At 43.8% G+C, this 24,623-nt stretch carries 22 protein-coding genes and 3 pseudogenes; 10 read left to right on the top strand and 15 right to left on the bottom strand.

What is annotated here, in order from left to right; genetic code table 11:
- Positions 1-531 precede the first annotated feature (531 nt).
- From JO375_RS20525 to JO375_RS20545, 6 genes and pseudogenes are all read right to left on the bottom strand, one after another.
- Positions 532-804 carry a hypothetical protein gene (locus JO375_RS20525; RefSeq protein ID WP_229526201.1) on the bottom strand — a complete coding sequence of 91 codons (273 nt, stop codon included), beginning with the start codon at positions 802-804 and terminating at the stop codon, positions 532-534.
- A 198-nt stretch (positions 805-1,002) separates the two neighbouring features.
- The gene (locus tag JO375_RS20530) at positions 1,003-1,776 is read right to left on the bottom strand and encodes a Cthe_2314 family HEPN domain-containing protein (protein WP_229526202.1); all 774 of its coding nucleotides are present in this window, start codon (positions 1,774-1,776) and stop codon (positions 1,003-1,005) included.
- Positions 1,777-2,209: 433 nt separating this feature from the next.
- Positions 2,210-2,329 (bottom strand): annotated as a pseudogene (locus JO375_RS24645) (DUF1805 domain-containing protein); the annotation flags it as partial.
- A 916-nt stretch (positions 2,330-3,245) separates the two neighbouring features.
- Positions 3,246-4,037 (bottom strand): SDR family NAD(P)-dependent oxidoreductase, encoded by a 792-nt coding sequence (locus JO375_RS20535; protein ID WP_229526203.1) that lies wholly within the window; start codon positions 4,035-4,037, stop codon positions 3,246-3,248.
- 48 nt (positions 4,038-4,085) lie between these two features.
- On the bottom strand, positions 4,086-5,195 hold the full coding sequence (locus tag JO375_RS20540; protein ID WP_229526204.1) for an NADH:flavin oxidoreductase: 1,110 nt from the start codon (positions 5,193-5,195) through the stop codon (positions 4,086-4,088).
- 69 nt (positions 5,196-5,264) lie between these two features.
- Entirely contained in the window at positions 5,265-5,846 is a 582-nt protein-coding gene (locus tag JO375_RS20545; protein WP_229526205.1) for a TetR/AcrR family transcriptional regulator, read from the bottom strand.
- 201 nt (positions 5,847-6,047) lie between these two features.
- Between JO375_RS20545 and JO375_RS20550 the strand changes: the two genes are divergently transcribed.
- The gene (locus JO375_RS20550; protein WP_229526206.1) at positions 6,048-6,242 is read left to right on the top strand and encodes a hypothetical protein; all 195 of its coding nucleotides are present in this window, start codon (positions 6,048-6,050) and stop codon (positions 6,240-6,242) included.
- A gap of 467 nt (positions 6,243-6,709) precedes the next feature.
- Here the strand turns inward: JO375_RS20550 and JO375_RS20555 are convergent, their stop codons facing one another.
- On the bottom strand, positions 6,710-7,555 hold the full coding sequence (locus tag JO375_RS20555) for an SDR family oxidoreductase (RefSeq protein WP_229526207.1): 846 nt from the start codon (positions 7,553-7,555) through the stop codon (positions 6,710-6,712).
- Between the two features lie 153 nt (positions 7,556-7,708).
- On the bottom strand, positions 7,709-8,314 hold the full coding sequence (locus JO375_RS20560; protein ID WP_229526208.1) for a TetR/AcrR family transcriptional regulator: 606 nt from the start codon (positions 8,312-8,314) through the stop codon (positions 7,709-7,711).
- Positions 8,315-9,166: 852 nt separating this feature from the next.
- Between JO375_RS20560 and JO375_RS20565 the strand changes: the two genes are divergently transcribed.
- Positions 9,167-9,754 carry a TetR family transcriptional regulator gene (locus tag JO375_RS20565; RefSeq protein ID WP_229526209.1) on the top strand — a complete coding sequence of 196 codons (588 nt, stop codon included), beginning with the start codon at positions 9,167-9,169 and terminating at the stop codon, positions 9,752-9,754.
- Positions 9,755-9,962: 208 nt separating this feature from the next.
- Positions 9,963-10,844 carry an NmrA family NAD(P)-binding protein gene (locus JO375_RS20570; RefSeq protein ID WP_229526210.1) on the top strand — a complete coding sequence of 294 codons (882 nt, stop codon included), beginning with the start codon at positions 9,963-9,965 and terminating at the stop codon, positions 10,842-10,844.
- A gap of 219 nt (positions 10,845-11,063) precedes the next feature.
- Here the strand turns inward: JO375_RS20570 and JO375_RS20575 are convergent, their stop codons facing one another.
- Positions 11,064-11,888: an SDR family NAD(P)-dependent oxidoreductase gene (locus JO375_RS20575; protein WP_229526211.1), complete on the bottom strand. Its 825-nt coding sequence runs from the start codon at positions 11,886-11,888 to the stop codon at positions 11,064-11,066.
- A gap of 62 nt (positions 11,889-11,950) precedes the next feature.
- Positions 11,951-12,694 carry an SDR family oxidoreductase gene (locus JO375_RS20580; protein WP_229526212.1) on the bottom strand — a complete coding sequence of 248 codons (744 nt, stop codon included), beginning with the start codon at positions 12,692-12,694 and terminating at the stop codon, positions 11,951-11,953.
- A gap of 192 nt (positions 12,695-12,886) precedes the next feature.
- Here JO375_RS20580 and JO375_RS20585 point away from each other — a divergent pair, with 192 nt between their 5' ends.
- From JO375_RS20585 to JO375_RS20595, 3 genes are read left to right on the top strand one after another with little or no spacing between them, the layout of a single operon-like run.
- Positions 12,887-13,489: a TetR/AcrR family transcriptional regulator gene (locus tag JO375_RS20585; RefSeq protein ID WP_229526213.1), complete on the top strand. Its 603-nt coding sequence runs from the start codon at positions 12,887-12,889 to the stop codon at positions 13,487-13,489.
- 12 nt (positions 13,490-13,501) lie between these two features.
- Positions 13,502-13,885, top strand: coding sequence for an IS5 family transposase (locus JO375_RS20590; RefSeq protein WP_267497809.1), 384 nt, complete (start codon positions 13,502-13,504; stop codon positions 13,883-13,885).
- Between the two features lie 12 nt (positions 13,886-13,897).
- Positions 13,898-14,086, top strand: coding sequence for a hypothetical protein (locus tag JO375_RS20595; RefSeq protein ID WP_229526215.1), 189 nt, complete (start codon positions 13,898-13,900; stop codon positions 14,084-14,086).
- Positions 14,087-14,543: 457 nt separating this feature from the next.
- On the opposite strand, the gene JO375_RS20600 is transcribed toward JO375_RS20595, so the two are convergent.
- The 4 genes and pseudogenes from JO375_RS20600 to JO375_RS20615 all read right to left on the bottom strand — a co-directional run.
- Positions 14,544-15,422 (bottom strand): DNA-binding protein, encoded by an 879-nt coding sequence (locus tag JO375_RS20600; protein WP_229526216.1) that lies wholly within the window; start codon positions 15,420-15,422, stop codon positions 14,544-14,546.
- Between the two features lie 580 nt (positions 15,423-16,002).
- Positions 16,003-17,129: pseudogene (locus JO375_RS20605) on the bottom strand (helix-turn-helix domain-containing protein).
- Positions 17,130-17,477: 348 nt separating this feature from the next.
- Positions 17,478-18,809, bottom strand: a complete 1,332-nt coding sequence (locus JO375_RS20610) for a transcriptional regulator (protein WP_377570055.1) — start codon at positions 18,807-18,809, stop codon at positions 17,478-17,480.
- A gap of 735 nt (positions 18,810-19,544) precedes the next feature.
- Positions 19,545-19,742 (bottom strand): annotated as a pseudogene (locus JO375_RS20615) (iron chelate uptake ABC transporter family permease subunit); the annotation flags it as partial.
- Positions 19,743-20,207: 465 nt separating this feature from the next.
- Between JO375_RS20615 and JO375_RS20620 the strand changes: the two are divergent.
- Positions 20,208-20,756, top strand: coding sequence for a hypothetical protein (locus JO375_RS20620; RefSeq protein ID WP_229526218.1), 549 nt, complete (start codon positions 20,208-20,210; stop codon positions 20,754-20,756).
- A gap of 105 nt (positions 20,757-20,861) precedes the next feature.
- Here the strand turns inward: JO375_RS20620 and JO375_RS20625 are convergent, their stop codons facing one another.
- A complete protein-coding gene (locus tag JO375_RS20625; RefSeq protein WP_229526219.1) occupies positions 20,862-21,248 on the bottom strand; it encodes a DUF423 domain-containing protein in 387 nt (128 codons plus the stop codon).
- Positions 21,249-21,467: 219 nt separating this feature from the next.
- Here JO375_RS20625 and JO375_RS20630 point away from each other — a divergent pair, with 219 nt between their 5' ends.
- The 3 genes from JO375_RS20630 (at position 21,468) to JO375_RS20640 (ending at position 24,600) form a co-directional block, all read left to right on the top strand.
- Positions 21,468-21,941 carry a hypothetical protein gene (locus tag JO375_RS20630; RefSeq protein WP_229526220.1) on the top strand — a complete coding sequence of 158 codons (474 nt, stop codon included), beginning with the start codon at positions 21,468-21,470 and terminating at the stop codon, positions 21,939-21,941.
- A gap of 32 nt (positions 21,942-21,973) precedes the next feature.
- Complete coding sequence (locus tag JO375_RS20635) at positions 21,974-22,825, top strand: DegV family protein (RefSeq protein ID WP_229526221.1); 852 nt, start codon at positions 21,974-21,976, stop codon at positions 22,823-22,825.
- Between the two features lie 152 nt (positions 22,826-22,977).
- Entirely contained in the window at positions 22,978-24,600 is a 1,623-nt protein-coding gene (locus tag JO375_RS20640; RefSeq protein WP_229526222.1) for an S-layer homology domain-containing protein, read from the top strand.
- Positions 24,601-24,623: the final 23 nt, after the last annotated feature.

Consider the following 24,623-nt stretch of genomic DNA (forward strand, 5'->3'; position numbering starts at 1 on the left):
CATGACAAGGGGGATGGTAGAACATGTGGATGCCTTTGCGAAGCGCACGCTAGCTCCGCGCATTTACGGATAGAGACGCCTCAGAATGGACACAGTTAAGTCCTAGTAATCCCAAAAGATAAACAAAGGCTATGCGGACTTGCTCGAAGTTTGCAACGTTCGATGATGCTAATATGTTAATAACTCATGGTCTGATTGTCCTTGTGTGAATGGTGTCTGGTAACTTCATTCTACATGGATCAGATCATGAGTTATTTTTTTACTTCTTTCTAGTTACAATCTGTAAAATAGTAAACAATCCATAATGTAAAATCTCACCTGTTAGCCTGAGCTAATGTTTTGAGACTGATTAACTGACCATCCCAAGTTTGCAGGAAAAGCTTACCCTTTATGAGTCGTCCACATTTATACATTGGTTATCGCTCCATGATTGATTTGATAGAATGTATTGTCATTTTGACGCTACAGTGCTTATTCCAATCAATGATTCAAAACGATGATTTGAACAATAGAATTGAAATGGCTGTGCCGTCAATAATCAGACGTATTATAGTGGTTCCTCGCCTGTTCTATGGTCGTCTTATCGAACACCCTATACAGCCCTTTAATCACTCTCTTTATTTCTACTCTCTCATAGCCTAGTTGTTCCATTGCCATAATCGCATAGCCCATTGCACCATTATTCGACCACTCATGGAATCCGAATATTGAAGACTGTTCATAGCCAGCCTTGTATGCTTTAGCAAGTTGTTTTTCGATATCGTCCAGCATTTTGGTCCAATGGTCCAGCGCTTTGATCACCATTATTTTAGATGGACGAAATGTCCTTCTGCTTCTCAATATCAAGGTACAATCCAATCTGGACAAAAAAGTCTATTTTGAGAAACGGCGTAGATACAAAAAATCCAGTCACCGTCAATATGGGGGCAACTGGATGGTAAAATTGGTGTTTTATATTGTCTTTCTGCAAAAGCTCACTAAAATAGACTTCATTTTTCCAAACTACCTCATATGTTCATTAACCACATCAATTATATCAATTAATAGCTCCCAAACCTCTAGTACCATTTTTTTGATTTCACCTGATGAAGTATACACAATATGGTCTCCAGAAAGAGATTTAGTTATTCTGTATTCTTCTCCCCCCAAGTTAGTCACTGGCCTCTCCTTATCTTTATAAAAGATTACACCTGATGTGGGAGACGAAGGAGGATGATTATGCGTAAAGTCATTTCTAATTCGTCTAAAATCTTTATAGATTGGCTTTTCTATGATTTCTCTTAGGGCAAAGTAAAGCTGTTCATTTGATAATTTTACAGTACTTTCTGTTTCCTTTTGATCCCAACATTTTTTAAAAGATGGCTTATACATGTTCCAATTATATAATCTATTACTAATATGAGATAATACATCTAAAGCAGAAGAAACTTTATAGAAGAAATTATCAACATAATAATCAAAATAAAATTTGAGAAAGTAATCCTTCTGTTCGAAATGAGGAAGTAGGCGAACAGTTCCCTTTCCCTTGACAAGCCACTCATCATCATTAATTCCTTGCTCAAATATATACAATAAATTAATCAGACTAAATTCTGCCTGTGCCACTTTATCAAAAAAAGTTGTAGACCATGTAGAGATATCATAACCTTCTAAAAACGGGATCTTCGATTCGGTTATAGATAATTGATTATCTTTTCTTAAAGGTATTCTTAATTCTTGATCAAGGCGTAAGTAATCATCATACTTTGGATGAATCAAGTTATATAATTCCTCCACTTATTCAACTTCTCCTTTTATTTGAGATAATTGTTCTAATCAAAATATTAGCCTATGTCTCGTTCATTTATTCTTAGAATAACATACACTTCATAATCAACATACTCCTGAGATGCTCTCACGTTCGTTTTAAGGCCAGCATTTAAGTTTATGAATCCATCATCTTCGAAAATCTATTTATACAACCTCCATACCTTGCATCAACTCAAATAACCATTTGATCTGACCTCACAGGAGTAAAATGCACAGTCACATGCTTGTCCCCCTTCAAAAGGTCACAAATGCGGTCACAAAATTCAGTCATTTATAAGATTTTAATAGAATAAATCAGTACAGATCAGTAAATTGAAAATTGCTATGAAAGCTTGTCCCGTTTGACTTTACGGCTTAAACAGCGGAAAATTTTACAAACCTAAATTCGGTACATCTTAGACGCACCACACATGATGTAACCACGGGAGTTAGAGATCGTCAACAGCGTTGTTCTAGGCAGTTTGACCTCAACTCCGATAAATGTATGCTCACCCACTTGTATGGGTTCCATGTGTACCATGGTTTCACATGCACCTCCTCTTTGTTCATCCGGGATATTTTATGCAGTATTTGCCGGGGGGGTATGGACATTCGTCTATATCTGTAACATTTAAGAAGTTCTTTATGTACTGCAAAACAAGCAATAAAAAAGACTAGACGGAAAATTCTACCTAACCCTCTGGTCCAACTTTCACCTTTGAAAATAGCAGGAAACTTATCATACATTTCAACTATAATAATGGCTCTAGGATCACTAATATAGACTTTCCTATTAATGCCTACATTTCCTAGGGCGTGTCTTCAAACTCAAGCAAGCCAGATCATGATGGAAGCCAGCGTCAAAAAGGCCTAGAATGTACACGCCAATTTTATCATAGCGAGTCGCCAGGGGCGACGGTAGTGTTTTACCTTTGTTATAAAAGAATTCAACCCAATGCCGTTCTTTGTAAAGATCCAAGGATTTCCCAAGGCATCGACTACGCCATGAATCTTGGTGCTGAGTCCGCTCGGGAACGTCCGATCGCTTCCTTGGCTGCCCCCCTTTTGCGCCCGATCAATGCTGGTGGACTCGTATAATGGTGGTATCAATCATCACACTTTCTTCATCCGGCTCCTGCGAAATGTGCTTAAGAATCTGATCCCAGATTCCGGCTTTTTACCAGCGCCGGAAACGAGTATACACTGACTTCCAATGAGGACAGCGGTAACCATCTGGAACGATATGAACCAATTTGTGATTTGAAGACACGCATGGGGAATACACTGCAGCGCTTTTCAATTTTAGCATGCTTTGCAGCAGTTCCTCGGATCACCAGGATGTGATCGGACAATCGACTCGCTTGAGAAAATCACATACATGCAATATGAGAATGACGGCGTCAGGATCCTGTTCCTGCGCCGCCATTATGTGTTTGATCACTCCATTCGGTCGAGTATTAAAATATATTTTTAATACCGCCGCCGTCGACTCGCATCGCTGAACCATTAATAGCGGACGATAGCTTGCTGCTTAGGAAGGCAATAAATTCAGCGATTTCTGCTGTTTGTATAGGACGCTGCAGCAGTGAAGTATGTCCATTATCTTTCATGAATCTTTCCCCCGCTTCGTCCAGACCAATCTCGTTTCCATAGGCTGAAAGCATCATACTTTCAACGAGTTCGGTTAACATTAAGCCGGGAAGCACCGTATTAACCGTTACATTCGTTCCTCTTGTCAACTCGGTAAGATTTCGTGAGACACTCAACTGCATCGTTTTGGTCACGCTGTATTGAGGCATTTCAAGCGATGGCAGAAGCGCAGCCCCGCTACTTACAAAAATAATGCGTCCATCATTGCGTTCCAGCATTGATTGAATGTAATGGCGGGATAAACGAATCCCGCTCATGACGTTCACTTCAATAAATCTAAACCATTCCTCATCCGAAATATCCAGAAGGGGCCTCGCTTCAAAAATCCCCATGTTATTAATTAGTATATCTACTTCAGGAAGGTTGGCCAGGAGCTCCCCGCATCCCGATTCATTGCCTAAATCCGCGGCCGCCGACTTGACAACAGCAGATGGATACTGTTGCTGAATTTCTTCAATAGCTGAACGTACTCTTTTCTCATCTCGACCATTAATATACACCGTCGCACCTTCTCGAACCAATACCTTTGCGACAGCTTTACCGAGTCCCTGCGTCGAACCTGTGATCAGTGCCTTTTTTCCTTTCAAGGCTAAATCCACGATAATCCACCTCTATAAAATGTCATTTTACGGATTTGTTACTCAGAGTCAAATTTCGTCTACACTTAACATTTCGGAGTCTTTAATGGTTGGACCATCTGCCAACACATCCCCCGCAAATGGATTCAGCGGGAGGCCTTCCCGAACCTTGATTGGCCAGTCGTGATTAGCCAGTGCCATTCTTGCGATCGAGATCAAATCGCCGCCTTCGTTGAGAACCTGCTCGGCGTCTTCCGGTTCCATAATGCTTCCATTAACGATAACAGGAATCCTTCCGTATTTTTTAGCCAACGCGGCGAGCGTTGGACCACTCTCGCCAAAAGCAGGCGCTTTGGCCACATAGTCCGTCACATGAATATAATCGGCGCCCGAATGAGCTATGCTCTCAAAGATAATCTTCGCATCGGCCTCTCCGTTCGGCCATTTGAAACCGAAGTTGTTCATTTTATATTGCGATATCTCAACACCAACGATAAAGTTATCGCCTGTGCTCGCGCGGATGGCTTGTACCGTTTCAACGATAAACCGCAGACGATTCTCCAATGACCCGCCGTATTCATCCTCGCGATTATTGGTATATTCCGTTAAGAACTGATCATGAAGGAAACCCTTTCCGACATGCAATTCAATGCCGTCGGCACCAGCCTTTTTGGCGTTGGCGGCGGCTCTCGCGAAATTTTGTACAAGCTCCTTAATTTCCTCCACCTTAAGGGCGGTTGAAACTGGGAATTCTCCTCCCGGACCGTAAGCCGGAACCCTTTCTCCCTCCGGTTTATAAGACGAAGGAGCAACCGTTACGTCTTCGTCTTTGTACCACTGCGATAACGCGCCCACATGTGCCAATTGAATAATCATTTTGGCGCCTTTGGCATGAACCGCGTCAATCACCCGTTTCCAGCCTTGAATATGAGATTCATTCGTTATGCCAGGCATATCCAAGGACCCTTTGCTCAACTTGTTATCCATATAGGTCGATTCCGTAATGAGCATAGCGAAGTCCCCTGCTGCGAAGCTCGCGTAATAACGTACCATTCTCTCAGTAGGTCGGCCATCCGGATCAGCGGAAGCTCGCGTCATCGCGGCAAGAACGACCCGGTTTTTCAAAGTCAAATGCCCAAGGTGATAACTGGATAGCAAAGTCCGGTTTCTCGATGTCATTGTAAATTCTCCTTTTTCATTTTATTTGACTGTGAAGTCAAAAATGGGGCAAAAAAATTATTGCATAAATTACTGCATAATTAATCCGAATGCCGTTCTTAAGACGGCTTCTGTTTGTTGATGATCAGCACCTGACTTTTGCAACACTCTAACACCCTGCAGAGCGTTAGACAGGTGCAGAGCGAGTTCCGTCGAAGTGAACTTGGTGGTAAATTGTTCAGCAGCTTGTCCTTCCTCAATTACCTCCTCCAATGCAAGCTGAACATCGTTATGCATTCCTTCGACCTGTTTTGTTACTTCAAGATCGCTTACTCCAAATTCCAAAGCGGTATTCACCATAAGACAGCCCCTCCGGGCATCTTCGCTATCCGCACATAATGAAGCATGTAGAATAGCTTCAATCTTACCTGCAGGCGAATCAGCTCGAGCCATAATTTCTTGAAGGTTCTGAAGATTATGGTTACGATACAGAACCAAAGCTTTTAGAAATAGAGTACGCTTATCCTCGAATACCCCATATAGACTTTGCTTTTTTACTTTCGTCTTTTTCGTGAGGTCTTCGAAAGAAGTGGATCTAAAGCCTTTGGACCAAAACACTTCCATTATCTGAAACAATACCTGATCTATATCAAATTCTCTTGGTCTTGTCATACGGGAATTATATAAGTTTTTGACTGCATAGTCAAGTATGTTGCCTAGTGAATGAACTTCATACCATGGTGGCGTGCTGCCTGCTGAGCGAAAAAAGCAAGGCGGTCGACCAGCAAAATACAACCGGACGATGCTGAACGCGATGCTTTGGATCGCTAGAATCGGCGCACCTTGGCGCGATCTGCCGGAGTATTATGATTCATGGAAAGCGTATATACTCGGTTTCGCCGCTGGCAAATGTCGGGCGTGCGGGATAAGATTCTTGGACATGTTTCAATTGAACCCGACTTCGAAAATGTGATGATCGATGCGACCGTAGTTCGCGTTCATCAGCATGGAGCCGGGGCAAAAGGGGACAGCAATTTCAGGCGATTAGACGCTCCCGAGACGGATTAACGACCAAGATTCAAGCCATTGTTAATGCACTGGGTAACCCTTTGCGGTTTGAATCACGGGCGGACAAAGCCATGATTGTGTTACAGGCTATGTGATGCTGAAATCGATGGAACTTACAGGAACAAACGTTTTGGCAGATCAGGCGTTGATATCAACGCAATCTTGAATCTTCTTCAAGATCAACATGCTAATCCAATAATCGCCTATAAAAAATCGCAGTATTCAGCGTCTATTGTGACTGTGGCTCTATAAAGAACGCCAGGGAGTGGAATGCTTCTTTAATAATATAAAACATATCGCCGAATTATCACACGGTTTGAAAAATTAGCCTGCACTTTTAAGGCTTTTTTGACTTTGGTTTCGAGGTTTGGATGACCTAGGTTTGAAGACAGGCCCTAGTATGTTAAAAGAAAAACCGTCAGGAAAGTTTACCCTGGCGGTCCTTTTGAGTTGGAGGATACCACATTTTATCGAATGAACTCTTCTTGATCCAGATCAAGATTTTTAGCCATTGTCTCCAAATATTCTTCGATTGGCATGGAGTTTCTAAGGGCCACCAGTTGATTGCCGGCCGCGCCGACCACGGTGCGGAATTCCTTGCTCTCCCCCGTCGCCTGGGCGACAATGGCATCCACGATCGTTTGGGGGTCATCCAGAGAGCCGCTGGTTTCCGCGGATTCCATGAACTGCTGCAGCTTCATCATCATATCGTCGTAGTCTTTAATGTTCTCATCTTTGCCCCAGATAATATTTTTCATGAAATGATTTCCTGAAGATCCGCCTTGCTCAATCAATCTGAGCTCAATATTGAACGGGCGCAGTTCGTAATAAAGACCTTCCGTCAATCCCTCCAGAGCGAACTTGGACATGTTGTAGAGCGATCCGAGCGGAACCGCCGTCGTGATCCCCATGAACGAGCTGATATTAATAAACATCCCCCCGCCGTTAACTCGGTAATGCGGTAGAAATTTGCGAATGATATTAATCGGTCCCCGCGTATTGACGGCAAACTGCCAATCGATCGCGTCTTCTGTGGCCAGCTCCAACGGGCCGTATGTGCCTATTCCGGCATTATTGATGACGACGTCGATTTTCCCGAAGGCTGCTATGGCTTGCTCTACGGCCGTCTGAATTTGATCCACTTTGGTAACATCCAGCTTGAAAATTTTAATGTTGTCGTAAGACGTCAGCTCTGTTTCTTTCTCCGGCGTACGCATGGTTGCCGCAACGTTCCAACCCATTTGAGCGAATCGAATCGCCGTTAGCTTGCCCAATCCCGAACTGGTTCCCGTAATAAATACCGTTTTGCTCATCTTAAGCCCTCCAATTTATAGAATGAACATTCATTCTATAATAAAAAGTTCGTTAGATCGAATGTTCATTCTAATATTAAGAGCCCGTTATCTATTTGTCAAATACCGAATTTCCTGGGGAATGATGTCCAGAATCTGGAGAATGGCAACTCCTTATGACGGATCGGGGGTTGCCGTTTTTTCGCTGCAAATCGAGTTCCAACAGGCGCGGATCGCCGTCCAAGCCATCTCCTCCGTCAATTGGAAACGGCCTTGCAGATGTCCCTTGATTAAATAGACGAACGAACCGGTGTGCATCTGCACCAAGGCGGCCGGATTTTCCTTGACGAACAGCCCTCGGTCGATCGCCTCTGCGTACAGCTTGTTCATCGGGCCGCACCAACCGCCTGCGTAAGCCTCTTCCTTCGACTCGGGATAAATGTACGGAGAGAAGGAATACTGCTCGAGGAACCGGAAGCCCTGCGAATACTCCAGGCTCAACCGGACGTAATTGTCCCAAACCCGCTCGAACCGCTGCCGAAAGTCATTCGTATCGTAAAAGCCTTTCAACACGAACTCGCCGTTGAACCTGACGATCGCCTTGTATAGCTCGTTGATGATGGCTTCCTTACTACCGAAATAATGATAGATATTGCCCGTCGAGACGCCTGACTGCTTGGCGATGAGTGCCATCGACGTCGCTTGCAGATCCTTCTCGATCAAGATGCCGAGAGTCGTTTCCAGCACGGCCTGCTGCACTTTGTTGTAGCCCTCGAACACAGATATCCCTCCCAACGCAATTCTTTGCAAAGCAGCTAGATTGAACGATCATTCTAATGATAAACACACGCTTCTTTCCCGTCAAGCGTGACGATTTTAGGACTCGGACGCATAAAAAAAGAAATCCCCCAGCCATTGTCCATGACTTAAGGGACTGTCCCCTACCAATAAGGTTTTCGATTGTTCTCTTACTGACTTCTCTTTGCTTTGTTATTTTTCTCTATATATTGCCAAGTATAATATGAAGCCCAAGATAAGAGAGAGCAACAAATACAAACTTTCTGGATTCCTGAGGCAAATAAATTTAAAGAAGTACTATAAACACCAAAAAAAGAGGAAGGACAATCCAATATTTTCAATTATACTTTTTGAGCATATGTTCGCTACCCACCACCATTTAGATGGCTTCCCGATCGATGAGCAATCAGCAGATGGAGTGATGAGCAAGAGAGCAGGCGCGGAGGCAGAACTGACAAAACTTGCGCATATTATTAACTTGTCATCAATAACACCAACGGATTCCCCTAATCCTGGCTGATTGTCTGAAACCACAATTGCTGTATAGTATCGTAGATGAAGGGCAAGCCAGGTCCATGCTCAATGGTGAACTGTCCAAAGAAGAGATTGTGAATTTTCTTTATACTTATATCACGGGAGCTTTGGTCGCCTTGTGCCAATCTGATAATCAATACGATATCGTAAATATAGAGGAGGAGTCAGCTGACGTGTATGTAAGGGCCTTCAATGAATACGATTATGTCTATTGCAATGTGAGTATCTGATTACAATTTTCGTAAGTTGTAAAATTATAATAATCCATGTTAGAATGACCGAAAGAAAGGGGGAGCCGGGATGGCCGAAGAAACGTTGACCAAAGAACGGATTCTGGACACGGCCGAAAGCGTATTGCGAAAGTTCGGTTTTGCGAAGGCTAATATGTCGGACATCGCCCGCGCTATCGGTGTCAGCCACGCTGCGATTTATCGGTACTTTGAGAATAAAGCCATGCTGCAACAAGCCGTGGTGGAGCGATGGATGAACGGTGTTTTTGAGCCGTTAGCTCAGTCGATGAAGGAAGCGGGCTCGCCAGAAACTCGGTTATATCATTGGTTAAGTGCATTGCGAATGTTTAAGCGTGAACGCGCACGTCAGGATCCGGAATTATTCGCCATGTATGCGAGACTAGTCGCGGATACACCAGGTGCGCTTGAAATCCATATTGAGCACTTACTAGAGCAACTGCAAATACTGATAGAAGACGGAAAGGCAGCGGGCATATTCATTTGCGACAATCCTAGACAAGCAGCCTTGGGGGTGTTCCTGGCCACTACTCGTTTTCATCACGCCGCCTTTGTTTCAGAGTGGGAGGAACCGGAAGCCGATAGCAGATTCGAGGCTATATGGCATATGCTGTTACGTGGCCTGTCTGCTAACCGCTGATGACGAACAGAAAATAATCTGAAAATTAAAATTCGATAACTTGCGAAGTCCCTTTTAGAAGAGGCCTTAAGGTGCTATCCAGAGTAGCATCTTGTGGCCTCTTATTTAATGCCCTCTTGAGCCGATTTCAAGTTACAAAATATATTATTTGAAACATGAAACTCGATATGATAAAATGTATCCAGATTAATTGAGGAGGTTAGATGACATGTATACGGTTATGGGTGTAACAGGACAAGTTGGCGGAGCGACTGCAAGGCACCTGCTAAAAGAAGAGTTACCGGTTAAAGTGGTCTTGCGAGACGAACGAAAGGCACAAGAATGGATCAACTTGGGAGCGAAGATTGCCATTGCAGACTATCGCGATACAGCAGCGCTCCAAACGGCATTTGCCGACGCAGAAGCGGTATTCGTAATGATTCCGCCCAGTTTTTATCCCGACGAGGAATTTTCAGATACATGCGCATATGTTGAGGCAATACGTCTGGCTTTGTCTGCCGCGCAGCCATCGCGCTTTGTTGCTTTGTCATCCATTGGAGCTCAACATACAGAAGGAACAGGCATTATTCATTCGCTTCATATATTAGAGGAACAGCTTAAACGTGTAGCGATTCCATCGGCATTTTTGCGCGCCGCCTGGTTTATGGAAAACGCTGCTTGGGATATTGGTCCAGCGCGTGAGCAGGGACGAATCCAATCGTTCCTTACTCCGCTCAATCGTCTGATTCCGATGATTTCGACAAATGATATCGGAGCAATCGCCGCGGCGACGCTTCAGCAGGTGTGGGAGGGAATTCGTTATCTGGAATTGCAAGGACCGCAACCTTATTCTCCGAATGATATTGCCTCTGTGTTGACCAAACTGCTTGATCGTCGGGTAGAGATAGAGGTTGTTCCCCGATCCGAATGGGCTGAGATTTTTATTGGTCAGGGGGGCATCGCAGCGAATGTACAGGGACGGCTTGAAATGCTTGACGGATTTAATTCAGGCTGGATCGATTTCAAGCGCAAAGGAACTGAAATTGTTACAGGCCAGGTATCCCTGGAAGAGGCGCTCAAATCTACTTTTAAATTGGATAAAATACAATAAATCATCACCTGGAAGCCGTTTATTTAACGCGCTTCCGGGTGATTGTTGAAAAGCTAAGAGTTGCAGAAGTAACCTTGTTCGCAATAACTACTATATGAACGATATCTTTTTGAGGCAGAAGGCCACCCCTATCGGTTCTTCTGTACTACCCACCTGCATATGGAACGAAGGAAACCTACGAATAGGTTTCCTTCGTATTGGATGGCAGACAACATATACTTACGCCCCGTCAATGGCGGTATCCAGCGCCAGCGCTTCCCAGGCTACTGCTTCGTCGATTCTGCCTTGGAAGTTTTGCCGGGTGCCGTAGGTCGCGTCGGCACCTATTGGGAAGTGAACGGGAGGCTCGGAACTCTCCGACATCGCAATGATCGCCTTAACCCCTTTGGCAGGATCTCCGGGCGTCCAAACCATTTCGCTTTTTTCCATCGATTCGTATACAATGTCGTATTCGGGCATTCTGTCGGCGAGTACCATCAAACTGCCGGTGAAGTCCGTAGCGAATTGGCTTGGTTCGACGGCGGTAGTTTTGATTCCGAACGGCTGAAGCTCGCGGGACATGGTCTCAGAGATGCCTTCGACCGCGAACTTCGTCGCCGAGTAGTATCCGACCATCGGTACGCCCATCGTTCCAAGGAAGGACGACATGTTGATATAGTGACCGGAGCGTTGACGCCGGAATATGGGGAGCGTAGCGCGAACCACATGGAGCAAGCCGAACACATTGACTTCGAATTGATGCCGTATTTGCTCGTCCGATGCTTCCTCCAGCATGGCACTTAGCGCGTAGCCAGCATTGTTCACGACGATATCAATCGTGCCGAACGCTTCAACCGCTTCCTTCATCGCTTGTTCAACTTGCGCTTTGTCCGTCACATCCAGAGCGACCAGATGCACTTGTTCGGGAGCTTTGCTTTTCAAATCAGCCAGCGCTTGCGGGTTTCGCGCCGTGGCGACCACCTTATCCCCTTTTTCGATCAACTGTTCAACAAAATGTCTTCCGAAGCCCTTGGAACTTCCTGTAATAAACCATACCTTACTCATCTTAAATGTCCTCCTTAGGGATGAAGTGATGCAATTCGAATCGGATGTAGATGTATCTATGCTTACGAAGACTGAATCGTCGGACGGATAATCATTTCGTTGATTGAAGTGTCGTCCGGCTCGTTGATCGCGTACGCAATCGCATGAGCGATTCGGTCCGGAGAAATGCTAAGGCTGCGAATCCAATCGGACATACCGATGACTTCGGGACTGGTGACGCTATTCAGCAATTCGGTCTTCACGACACCGGGGGAAATATTGGTGGAGCGGATGCCGAACTCGGGGGATTCCTCCTGCCGCAATCCTTCCGAAATTGCTCTTACCGCAAACTTCGTAGCGCTATATACGGCTGTGGTGGGGACGATGATATGGCCGGATATGGAAGAAACATTTATAACATGTCCCGATTTCTGGGCCTTCATGATGGGCAAGACGGCGGCGATGGCATAGAGCACGCCTTTGACGTTAACGTCGATCATGCGGTCCCACTCATCGACCTTCAATTCGTTCAGACGAGAATTCGGCATAATGCCGGCATTGTTCACCAATACGTCAATTCGCCCATAGGTTTCCATAGCCAATTGAGCGAGATTCCGCATATCCTCACGTGAGGTCACGTCGGCTTTTTGAAAAACGGCCTCCCCGCCTGCACCTCTGATTTCATCCGTCAAAAGCCGCAGCTTATCCTCTCTCCGAGCCGCCAATACAACCTTGGCTCCGGATGTCGCCAGCAGCTTCACCGTTGCTTCTCCAATTCCGCTCGAAGCTCCCGTAATGATGATTACCTTCGATTGAAGATTTTTCATGTACACTCACCCTTCTATATCAATTTATTCAATAATAATCAACTTGATAATTAATCAACATGTGTTGATTAATTATCGTATATTCATTATTATATGGGGCAGAGGGTAGAATTCAATGGTTAATCTCATAGGTATTATCGTATAAACGACATCTAATCCAAAGTGTCGATTATCTTGGGGAGGGCATCGAAGATGGTGGACAAGGTAAAAGTAGATCGAAGAGTAATAAAAACAAAAAAGGCAATTCACCAGGCTTTCTTAACACTTTTCTATACGAAGAATATAGAAAGCATCACGATCAATGATATCGCAGACTTGGCGAACGTGAACCGAGGCACCGTATATTTGCATTACAGCGACAAATACGACTTGCTCGATCATTTGATAGCGGAACATATCCAAAACATGATTGGCTTTTGCAATCCAGACAGTGGCGCGCGGATGCGTGACGAGTTAACCCCGCTTTTCGAATATTTAAAAGCAAACATAGCCTTTTTTACGGCTATGTTTGCTACGCATAAGGCAGCTGTATTTCGAAAGCATTTGACAAAAGTCATTTCTGTTAATATGAAAAACAAGTTGGATCGGAATCTGGGAACGAAGACGGAGATCTCCAACGAGCTGAGTGCTCAATTTATGACCTCCGCTTTCATCGGAATGATCGAATGGTGGGTGGAGCAAGGCATGCCGCACTCGTCTGAGTTCATGGCCATTCAGTTAGAGAAGTTATTTGAAAAAAACGAGAAAATTCTTCCCGGTGTCTTAGGGCCTGCACGCAAACTGTACAACTCGTAAGAATCTGGTAGAATAAGGAACAGGAGACGAAGATACGAGTTAACGGATGAAGAATGGAATATACTTGAACCGCTGTTGCCCCCAGCCCGGAAAAAACAAGGAGGACGTCCGCCTAAGGATCGGCGTCAGATGCTGAATGCTGTGCTTTGGGGGGCTCGAACCGGAGCAACCTGGCGCGATTTGCCGAGTCACTATGGTCCATGGTCTTCCGCCTACAGTTTTTTCTGGCGGATGCAAAAAGCAGGCATTGGGGATGACGTTCTGAAGCATGTCGCCCTTGAACCGGATGGGGAGCAAGTCATGGTCGATGCCACTATCGTCCGCGTCCATCAACATGGAGCGGGCGCAAAAGGGGGCAGGAGCGGCAATCCATCGGACGCTCACGGGGAGGATTAACCAACAAAATTCATGCGGGTGGTGGACGCGCTCGGCTACCCACTGCGTTTCGAATTGATGCCGGGACAAGACCACGATTCGATCACCGGCTATCGACTTCTTCGTGAATTGGACTTCTGCCCGGGCGAAGTGTTAGCGGATCGCGCTTACGATACCAATGCTATGTGGAGCTTTTACAAAGCCGAGCTATTACTCCGGTGATCCCATGCAAACGCAATCGGCGGGTAAAGCGTTCGCTAGATTCGGAGACGTATAAAGAGCGACACTTAATTGAATGCTTTTTCAACAAAGTAAAAAACTATCGGCGCCTGGCCACCCGCTATGAAAAAACAGCAAACATGTTCACGGCTTTTTTGGTGCTGCTTTCCATTCGTTTATGGATCAAAATTGGTTTGCGTACAGGCCCTAGTTTCCTTGTCAGACTTCAAACAAATTTTATCATGGCACTTCTCTTTGTGTTCACCCAAATTCAGCTATCTTTATCAATGTGTTCTTGTTGCTAGAGAAGAACACATATTTACCACACGTTTCTTTAAAAACCCTCTACCAATGGAAGAGCTTCAAGTTAGCAACTTAATGGTTCATTCCGTGATTGTTGGGATGGATACCACCTGACCCACTAAGAGTGACTATACCACCCAAGTTAGCTCCACCCAAACTACCGAGCAGAAACAATGCTACCGCCAGCGTACAGAATACCTTTTTCATCTTTAAGTACCCTCCCCAAAATATTTTTGTTCAATCCATCATACTTTTCTTGTTGCTCTTTGGTAGCATGAATCCTAAAAGAAATAAATAATGCATTGAGTTTTTTAAATCCTGTATTATCTCTTAATTTATCGCTCATTCGCAATCCTTTTATGGTTATATTTAATGCATGATGAATGTTTCCATTTTTGAAAAAGTATAAAGCCATATAGTAAAGGTGGTCTATATAATATCGTTTGTTAACATCTGTTTCGTATTCCCCATCTAATGCATCCAAATCAGATTTGAATTCTTCCAGGACCCAATCAATGTTATAGTTATGAACTAATGCTGATTCTAGTATCGTAATTATCCCCGGTAATAATTCTTCGACTTCACTTTGATGTATAAACTGTACGTATTCAGAGAGTGTGTCCGTCTTTCCTTCCAGTAAGTCAAGGACGTATGTATTTGCTCGTGCAAGCATCTTGTAGTAAGCGACTTCTTCTTGTCCTTTTTTGTCTAATCCGTATATCCAGCCTAATTCTGCATATCTTTTGATACAATTTCTAGCTGCCGCATAATCGCCCATCTTCTGTAATGCAATACCCTTGGCTGTCATAGAAAAACCGAAGTAGTAAGCAATGGTTCGTTTTAGGTTAGTTTTGATGTTTGACTGTCCTTTTGCTTGTCTAAGCTGGCCTTCTTCATATAGTTTTTGTATTGATGAATATAGTCTATCTGCAACATGAATCATGGTATCCCATTCTTCGATAGAATACGCTGCTCTCAGCATGTCGGCCAGGGAATCTACATTGTTTATAGATTCTAAAATCGACTTATCAAACATAACTTCCTCCTTAGTTACATTTATACCCAATAATACGATATAATTATACAATGGTCAATTACTTATATAAGCATACCTCTCTTATTATTTCGATATATTTGTATCTATGTGATAAAACAAAAATTCAGTCACCGTTTAACACGGGGGGGGGGGCAACTAGATGGTATGATAAAATTGTTGTTTTAATGGGTAAGTTAGTAGATAGTTTAGTAAGTTTTATGAAAACTACCAACTATAGAGTTATACTTGGCAATATCAGATGGTAACACGAACTCGATTGATGTTTGATCAAGGGTTGCAATGTCGTTTCCTGCTCTGAAATAATACGCCTGCCAAACAAATTTGGAACAATAACTATAAAGGAGAATGAAGTATTCAACTATCTTGTAAAAATTCAAGGTTACAAACTATCTGAAAAGTTGAAACTCAAAATGGGTTCCAAAATTCAGTCATTTATAAGATTTTAATAGAATGAATTTGTGAACGTCAGTCTATATCTGTAACATTTAGGAAGGTCTTTATGTACTGCAAAACAGGCAATAAAAAAAGACTAGATGGAAAATTCCATCTAATCCTCAACTTACTCTTCATCTTCGTTAACCACTTTAATCAGATTCCCGTAGACGGCCCTCATATCCGCAGATGCATGTTCTTTAAAATACGTAAACAACCTCATACATCTAATGGCTTGTATTTTATTATTAACTTCAGCAGACCTTTCCAAACAACTAAACAAAAATGTGAAGCCGTTTGAAAACCTGCCCTTACGCAAAAGATCAGCTTATTTACATACGTATTTACTACTGCCCAGTCCTCATACTTACTTTTCCATTTCAAAGTTTCCTCATCTGTATCCGTTACCCAGCTTAAATCGGCGTAAGCATAAGTGTGCTGAAGTGCTTGCTCATAATCTTTTCTCCCTTCACAAACTTCTGCACGAAGTAAATGTGAGAATGCCCAATATGCAAACAAAGGAAATTTGGGTTTCTTCGAATTATCTTCTTCCATATGATGCCGCTGTTGTTCCAGTTTGTATTGAATTTTAGCCTTGTCTCCCAGAGTTTTGGCGACCATCTCTAATTTGTCCCATTTTCGTAGCGAACGGTATGTATTCGCCAAGTCTTTTAATGCCTCTAATTGATCGATCTCATCCAACCGTTCAACATAAGGCTCGAATTGCACAGCTGCTTCATAGTTTTTCTCTTGATCCTCTCCAAGACGAATCGTAAACAATCGATACTGGCATACTGCCAATCGCTCTGAATGCTGCTTCCTTTCACTCTCGGCAACATTCTCATAAAGGAACACCGCTGCTTCATTGTGGCCCTCTCTGTAAATATTTTCGGCTGCTTCAAAGAGTACCGAAGAATAGATTGGATTAGCCAGCAACAGAAATACAATCCGTTGCAAGCAATCGAGCCGGTCAAGCTCCACGCATCGGTACAAAAAAGGGCTAATTCTTCGCCAGTTTAGCGGTTCTTCTATGATACACTCTTCAATAAAACGTTCATAAAAATAGTCTGGCGGTAATCCCATCCCGGCAGTAATGCGATCCAATTGGTTAACCGATAAAATACGATTTCCAGTAACAATACTGCTAACCGTACCTACATTCAAATCAGTGATGTGTCCAAACTCGGTCATGCTCAAGCCTTTTTGTTGTAGATATTGTTCTAATTCCGCCCTGATCGTCAGTGTGATCTCCATGAATAAACCACCCTTTCAACGTAACTCGGCATTTGATGCATAGTTAAATAAACTATACCGTCTTTTGGAATAAAGTCATATACCTTCCAGTTAAGGTGTTCCTGATGTACATCAAAACAGGCAGCAAAAAAGGGATAGAAAAGAACATCTATCCCGTCCATTGACAGCATAACCTAATGTTTTGCTCCAATAACTGTTTGGCATTACATCATCTTAATTTCTACTAGAGATGATTACATTTCACCATGAAATGTAATCTGATAGCTGTGCCCTTGATTATGAAAATACAAGGGCACAGTCACTATCGCTGCTAACATAAAGCTGCTTGTTAAAAAGGTTAAAAATATTTTACGCTTCATCCTTATCCACCTCGTTCATTAAATTTCTGTACGCTGTCTTCGTCTCAGGTGATGCATACTCCTGATAAAACTCATACAGCCTCATACATTTAATTATATATGATTTATTATTGGCGGATGCAGATTTTTCCAAACAGTTTAATAAAAATTGAAAGCCATCAGAAAATCTTCCTTTAGTCAAATAGTAAACTGCTATTTCCTTTGAAAAATGCATGAAGCGTTCTGTTATAAAGCGTTGAGTATAAAAGCTCTCAACCTTCTGTTCCTCCAAATAGGATGAAATATTCGCCTCGAATTGCTTTAAAATATCATCCACATCAAAATGGTATCGATTAGCCGCCTCAAGGATATTATCAAGCGCGGGAAGAACCTCGTCTTTTCTTGAAGAAATATAAGCTACGTAATTGGGAAGAACGCTCTTATCGCCAGAAAGTAGCTTATTTACGTACGTGTTTACTATCGCCCAGTCTTCATATTTGTTTTTCCATTCCAAAGTTTCTTCATCTGTATCTGTAACCCAGCTTAAATCAGTATATTTTTTAATATGATGAAACGCGCGTTCATAATCTTTTTTTTCGGCACAGGCCTGTGAGCGAAGTAAATGCGAGAATGCCCAATACGCAAACAAAGGAAAATGGGGTTTCTTCGAATTCTCTTTGTTCCCATGATACCGTTGTTGCTCCAAATTATATTGAATTTTGGCCTTGTCTCCCATAGCTTTAGCGAATAATTCTACTTTGTCCCATTTTCTTAACGAACGATATGTATTCGCCAAATCTTTTAACGCCTCTAGCTGATCGATCTCATCTAACCGTTCAACATATATTTCAAATTGTACTGCCGCTTCATAGTTTTTCTCCTGATTGTCTCCTTGTCTTGTTTGGAACAAGCGGTACTGACACTTCGCCAGACGTTCTGAATACTGCTTTTTCTCGCTTACAGCCACATTTTCATAGAGTATAGCCGCCGCCTGATACATTTTCTCATGAAATAGCTCTTCCGCAAGCTCAAATAAGGATTCTGAATAACCAAGCTTATCCATCAATAAAGTTACAACCTCGTGAATGCAGTTCAATTTATTTAATCTCGCACAATTATGTAGGAAAGGACTCATTCGACGCCAATTCGGATTAGCCTCTACTAAAAATTCAGACACATAACGTTCGTAATAATAGCCGACAGGATGTCCCATCACTTTTGTAATTCGATCCAGCTGATCCACTGAAAGAGTGCGATTTCCATTAATAACACTACTCATAGTCCCCGGATTCATTCCTGCCTCTCTGGCCAGGTCGCTTAGAATTAAATCATTGTCTTTCATATGCTTCGTTATCTCTGTGAGTATCGTGGTTGTATTGTACAAAAATAACCACCCCTTATCAGGTACTTGTTAGGATAAAAGCTCATTAAAAGATGGCTATTGCAATCTAACGATTGTATAGCCTTTCCGCATTTATTATACCAGCTTCTGGAACAATATCATATACCTTTCAGATACTTGCTTAAGCTCCCTACTGGGATTATAGATAGAGATTTACTCTATAAAAAATCCTGAAACCACATTCTTGATAGGGGACTACTGTCAAATTATATTAAAAACAAATTATTGCTATTTGGGTAAATGAAGCAAGTATAGCCGTTTGTAGATAGAACGTTAGCTTTATGAAGCGAAAGATGGGCAGAGCATGTTGGTGGTTGCATCCTTCGCGTTCATCGAAGACGCTTAATGAGGGAAATCACTCCCCAGATGAGCAATGCCAAAATCACGCCGACAATGACAATTGTTATAAAGATTGTACTCCAATTGAAATGCATTCATCTTCCCCCCATGCATCATGTAATAGTTATCATTTAGAACACACTTCTACCTCTACTCCCTAGTTTAACTCACTTTTACAATAAAAGGTCGGTTTCCTTTTCTTTGCAACTGCCTTGCATCGTTTGATTTATAGTGGAAGAAGTATTCCAGATGTGAGTGCAGGCAGTGGAGGACAGCTAAAAGGCTGTCCCCTCTCGGAAAACCTGTTCGGGAACAACCTGATCATATGCAGCTTCTTTAAATTGATTTGCTTCGATTGGAACGGTACATCAAGTACAAGAAATACGGCGCACCGATCAAAGCGATCAGCAACCCGGAAGGAATCTCCGTCGGTGCAAGCACCGTCCGTCCAATCGTATCCGCCAGCACCAGCAATACCGCTCCCAATAAGCTCGACAGAATTATGGAACGACGTACATGGTGCCCGATCAACGTGCTTCATCACTTCTCTTATTCACCCCTGTATGTATACGTCGCTTTAGAAAATGATTATCATTATCAGCAAAAGGGTATAGGGGGGAGCGATTTTTGTCAATAAGATGTGTCGTTACAATCCACACAAGAAATAGCCTGGGGAGGGATTTGAATTGTCCACTTGCCCCACATCTGCGTTTTGTTATATTTTTCTACTGCAAATATTTAAAATTTAAACTTCTTGATTTCACTCTCCGCCTCATTTATTCTCTGTATATGCCATAGACACGGAGGCCGCTTGAAGCACATACAGGTGCCTATATTCGGATATAATCCCAAAATGTCTTTGTGCTAGGTCTTTGTAAAGAGCTAATTATTGTAAAGCTCCAACAACAGGGCCTAAGGTACTATGATAGATTTCATTTTAATGATATATTGATAAATACCACTAAAGACTATATACCCAGGGCTTGGGCTGGAGGATGTATGAAAAAGGAATCAAATCAAGACGAAAACAGTTATTTATTTAATGTTGATGTATTAGTTAAAGGTCGCTCAAATGTAGAGGCCCTTCAGTTCTTGCTTAACCTCTTGAGTCAAAACGAAAACATTGCAGATAGCCGGATTCAATCAGGTATCGAATTAGGCAATCTAATCGAAGCTGCTTTGCATCTCAAAAAGCAGTCTACTGCTAACGGCTCAGCGGACGCCGCCGCTAAGCTTGCGGAGAAGTTCTCCAAAAAGAAGTCTGCCACGGTTACGAATAAGCCATCTACCGCTCAAGAGAAGAAACAATCCCACGTACAGCCGAAGCCTGCAACACAACAAGAACTTAACACGTATGAGTGGATTCAACGCTATATACAAGATAATTCGCTTGTACGTTTAATCGTGAATCGCTATGGCGGACAGCGTAGCATTCCCTGCCGCATCATCAATCTGGATCATGATAATAAACTGCTGAGTGTATATCATGTGGATGAGAAGCAAGTGTACTCTTTTAAAATGAACGAAATTGATGAAATCATGACGTAAACACAGGTGACTAACAACACGGGCTAAGCATATAAAAAAGAGAATGGATTGGAAAAGCGTCAGGCCTTTCCTATCGATTCTCTTTTTTATATTGCTGGAATAAAGTCACTCGTCCTCTTTCTTTAGCCCCATCGCAGCCCACGCCAGACAAGCCCAGCCCGCAATAAAACAAACGCCTCCCAGTGGGGTAATGGCACCCAAGATACGGATTCCGGTTAAACTAAGCATATACAAGCTGCCGGAAAACAAAATAATCCCTGTCAACAGCAGACGCGCTGCCCATCTTAAACGCGGGGAGGTCCCCCACTGTCCGGCAGCGAGTGCAATAACCAGCAGGCCAACGGCGTGAATCATATGATATTTTACACCCGTTTCATACACGGCCAAAGCATCTGCGTCGATTCGCGCTTTCACAATATGTGCTCCGAACGCCCCAATGGCTACTGCCAGCAGCATCATTATTGAACCCACAATGATCCATTTGCGTTGCATGTTTGTGTACTCCTCTTCTTCTCATTCTTTCATCCGAACGTTCTCTTATTTTAGCGGATCGGTATAAAGTTTACCAGCCTGTCCGCATGATTTAAAACACATACATCATTTGACGTTTAAACCTTGTCTTATGAAGGGTAATGTGTAAGACGACTTGCTTTTTTGCTTATTTTGTGGAAAATTAGTACCTGTTCGGACTATGTTCAAGGAGTTGAAACCATGAGTTACCAAGATCCTGATTTGCAAAAGCCTGCTGTGTCTGAGGAGCATCCTGTTTTTTCAGAAGTTCCCGTGTCCCAGCCTCCGGTCAAGCTCAAACATTCCGGCCCCGGAATTGCTTCTTTTATGATGTCACTCGTCAGTCTGATCGGATATATTATTCTGGCTGTGATGATCATTAATCTGTTTGCTCATTTCAGCCAATACCAGACAATCAGCCCGAAAGTCGCTCTGCAACAAACGGGAACGCTGCTGCTACCCTTTATTTTTTTAGGCAGCCTGCTGCTGAATTGTAGCGGACTTGTGGTTGGTATCATCGGAATCGCGTTGAGAAACCGTAAAAAAGCCTTTGCTATCGCAGGATTGATCATTAATGCACTCATTATTATAGGCTTTATTGCACTTCTTGCCATCGGCCTTGCCGTTCCGAATAGCACAGCGGATATTGTTCCTTCCTCTGTGCAACCCTTATAATTTTTGCGTGCCCCACAGAGAGGATTCTATGTATGAACAAAATTAAAATTTTTGCGGATAGCACCAGCGACATCCCTGCCGACTGGCGTCAAAAGTACGATATTAGCATAGTACCCTTGTATGCGGTATTCGGTGATGAGGCATTACAGGATGGGGTGACCATTCACCCGGAACCTTTATTTCAGCGTGTAAGCCGCGAGGGACAATTGCCGCGAACCGCCGCACCCTCTCCAGCCGATTTTATTCAAGCCTTTGCTCCCTACATAGAACAAGGAGATGACATACTGTATATCAGCTTGTCTTCCGAGCTATCCTCAACGTACCAGAATGCGCTGCTCGCTGCCTCCGAATTCCCGGAGGGCCGCATCACGGTCTTCGATTCTCTCAATCTGTCGTGCGGCTTTGGCCTGCTCGTCATGAAAGCTGCACGCGCGGCGGCAGAAGGCAGCACGATGGAGCAAATTGTAGATATGCTGACGACAACCCGACCGTTAATAGATACGGAATTTGTTATTGATACACTTGAATACCTGTATAAAGGCGGCAGATGCTCAGGAATGCAAAACCTGATCGGCAGTCTGCTCAAAATTCGTCCGGTTATCAAAGTAATCGACGGAAAAATGACGCCTGCCTACAAAGTCCGCGGCAAACGTGAAAAAGCACTGGAACAGATGCTGCAAAATGCCCTGAACCAGCGGGATCAAATGGATAACGACTTGATCATTGTCGTACATGCTTTGGCGGAGCAGGATGCGCTCATGCTGCAGGCTCGTTTGAAGGAAGAAACGCACGCACAAGAGGTGCTGCTGGGTACAGCCGGGTGCGTCATATCCAGTCATTGCGGACCCCAGACCATCGGTATTATGTATGCTAAAAAAGCATAGCTTCAAAGCTAGCCCGCTGCCCTATAGGTGGCGGGTTTTTTGGTATTTTTCCAGCAATTTAGCAATGAATAACTTTACTATTTTTGATAGTATTATTCGTCGTGTGACGATACGTGCATCGACAATCTATCATAAAAAGAAGGTTATTCGGAATGAATTCCAAACGATCACGTTGGTTAACCCGGCCCACGCTGGCCGCGGCTGCTGCCGTAATGATATTTACTGCATCCGCTTCATACTTAGCTGCCCCCGCAGCAGCTTCCGGTGTAGCGTTCAAGGATATTTTATATAGCTATGCCTATCAGTCTATCATTTCCCTGCATGCCAAGGGGATTTTGACAGGTACACAGCCTGGCTACTTCTCTCCCAAAAAAGCAGTGACGAGAGCCGAATGGGTTACCGTACTGGATCGCATGTTTGGCCTGCAGCCTGTACAAGCGGCCGTTGCCTCCTATCGGGATGTGTCCAAACAGGCATGGTATTACGAATGGATCGAAGCCGCTTCCCAGCTTGATATCGTTCAGGGAAGCACATCCGCCAACTTCCACCCCAACAGCCCTATCACACGGCAAGAAGCGGCCCTGATGATCGCACGTCTTATCCGCTCTTCGGAGGGATCAGAAGAAGCTGTCTCCTCTTTCACAGATGCAGATGAGATTGCAGATTGGGCTCTTGAAGCGGTAATCACCGTGAACCGTTACGGATTTATGAAAGGTGAAAATAATTATTTTCACCCCGCATCATCCCTTACTCGTGAAGAAACTGCGATTATCCTGGAGCGTCTGCTGACGTATTCCACGCAGCATGCCCGGCCAGCCGCTTCCTCCGTCACTTCTATCCGACTAGGGTGGCAATATGATCAAACCGTTCAGCAGTTTGAAAACACCGTGCTGCAGTCCAACATAAACACCCTGTCACCACGCTGGTTTTTTCTGAACAAAACAGGCAGCCTCAGCGACGATACAGATTCGTCACTTCTTGCCTGGTCCAAACAGCATCATAAAAAAATCTGGGCTATGGTCGGCAATCGCTCCAATCTGACAATGACCCATCAAATTTTGTCCAGTGCTTTGCGGAGTAAAACCATAAGCCAGCTGGCTAATGCCGTATCTACGCATGGTTTGAACGGGCTTGTCATTGATTTTGAAAATGTAGACGGGCAGGATCGGGCCAATCTCACATTATTCATCCAGCAATTAAAGGCCAAGCTGAAAAGCCTGAATGCTGTACTCGCCATTTGCGTCTCTCCTGATTACGGCACAGACTGGACAGCCGCTTTTGACTATAAGCAGCTTGGCGCGACTGCAGATTATATGATCCTTATGGGATATGACGAGCATTGGGGAGGCAGTTCGACCCCCGGCTCCGTCTCCTCTTTGCCATGGCTGCGTGAAAGTGTGAGACGATTAGAGCAAACGACCGATCCGCGTAAGGCAATTTTGGCACTGCCTTTATTCACAAGGAATTGGACGCTCAATGCCAGCGGGCAATCGAGCGCTTCCTCTGACATTTCACTGGTTGAGCAAAACCAACTGGTATCCCGTTTCTCTTCCAGACCGGTCTGGAATGAGGATATTCAGCAATATTCCGCGACTTACAAAGATACTAAGCTGCATAAGCTATGGCTGGAGGAAGGACGATCCTTCACTCGGAAATATCGATTGGGGCAGGATGAAGGATTTGCCGGCTTCGCCTACTGGTATCCAGGCGGAGCCAGCCCAGATTTGTGGTCCAGTATAAAAAACGCAGACCGTTTTCAACAGCGTGGCTTGTAAAAGGGGCATTTCCAAGTGGAAGT

Source organism: Paenibacillus farraposensis (assembly GCF_020736845.1).
Classification (GTDB): Bacteria; Bacillota; Bacilli; order Paenibacillales; family Paenibacillaceae; genus Paenibacillus; species Paenibacillus farraposensis.

Coding starts and splice junctions, on each gene's coding strand:
- JO375_RS20525 (WP_229526201.1), bottom strand. CDS start 804: ATGGTGATCAAAGCGCTGGACCATTGGACCAAAATGCTGGACGATATC.
- JO375_RS20540 (WP_229526204.1), bottom strand. CDS start 5,195: ATGACATCGAGAAACCGGACTTTGCTATCCAGTTATCACCTTGGGCAT.
- JO375_RS20545 (WP_229526205.1), bottom strand. CDS start 5,846: ATGACAAGACCAAGAGAATTTGATATAGATCAGGTATTGTTTCAGATA.
- JO375_RS20550 (WP_229526206.1), top strand. CDS start 6,048: ATGGAAAGCGTATATACTCGGTTTCGCCGCTGGCAAATGTCGGGCGTG.
- JO375_RS20555 (WP_229526207.1), bottom strand. CDS start 7,555: ATGAGCAAAACGGTATTTATTACGGGAACCAGTTCGGGATTGGGCAAG.
- JO375_RS20565 (WP_229526209.1), top strand. CDS start 9,167: ATGGCCGAAGAAACGTTGACCAAAGAACGGATTCTGGACACGGCCGAA.
- JO375_RS20570 (WP_229526210.1), top strand. CDS start 9,963: ATGTATACGGTTATGGGTGTAACAGGACAAGTTGGCGGAGCGACTGCA.
- JO375_RS20575 (WP_229526211.1), bottom strand. CDS start 11,888: ATGAGTAAGGTATGGTTTATTACAGGAAGTTCCAAGGGCTTCGGAAGA.
- JO375_RS20580 (WP_229526212.1), bottom strand. CDS start 12,694: ATGAAAAATCTTCAATCGAAGGTAATCATCATTACGGGAGCTTCGAGC.
- JO375_RS20585 (WP_229526213.1), top strand. CDS start 12,887: ATGGTGGACAAGGTAAAAGTAGATCGAAGAGTAATAAAAACAAAAAAG.
- JO375_RS20595 (WP_229526215.1), top strand. CDS start 13,898: ATGCGGGTGGTGGACGCGCTCGGCTACCCACTGCGTTTCGAATTGATG.
- JO375_RS20600 (WP_229526216.1), bottom strand. CDS start 15,422: ATGTTTGATAAGTCGATTTTAGAATCTATAAACAATGTAGATTCCCTG.
- JO375_RS20610 (WP_377570055.1), bottom strand. CDS start 18,809: ATGAAAGACAATGATTTAATTCTAAGCGACCTGGCCAGAGAGGCAGGA.
- JO375_RS20620 (WP_229526218.1), top strand. CDS start 20,208: ATGAAAAAGGAATCAAATCAAGACGAAAACAGTTATTTATTTAATGTT.
- JO375_RS20625 (WP_229526219.1), bottom strand. CDS start 21,248: ATGCAACGCAAATGGATCATTGTGGGTTCAATAATGATGCTGCTGGCA.
- JO375_RS20630 (WP_229526220.1), top strand. CDS start 21,468: ATGAGTTACCAAGATCCTGATTTGCAAAAGCCTGCTGTGTCTGAGGAG.
- JO375_RS20635 (WP_229526221.1), top strand. CDS start 21,974: ATGAACAAAATTAAAATTTTTGCGGATAGCACCAGCGACATCCCTGCC.
- JO375_RS20640 (WP_229526222.1), top strand. CDS start 22,978: ATGAATTCCAAACGATCACGTTGGTTAACCCGGCCCACGCTGGCCGCG.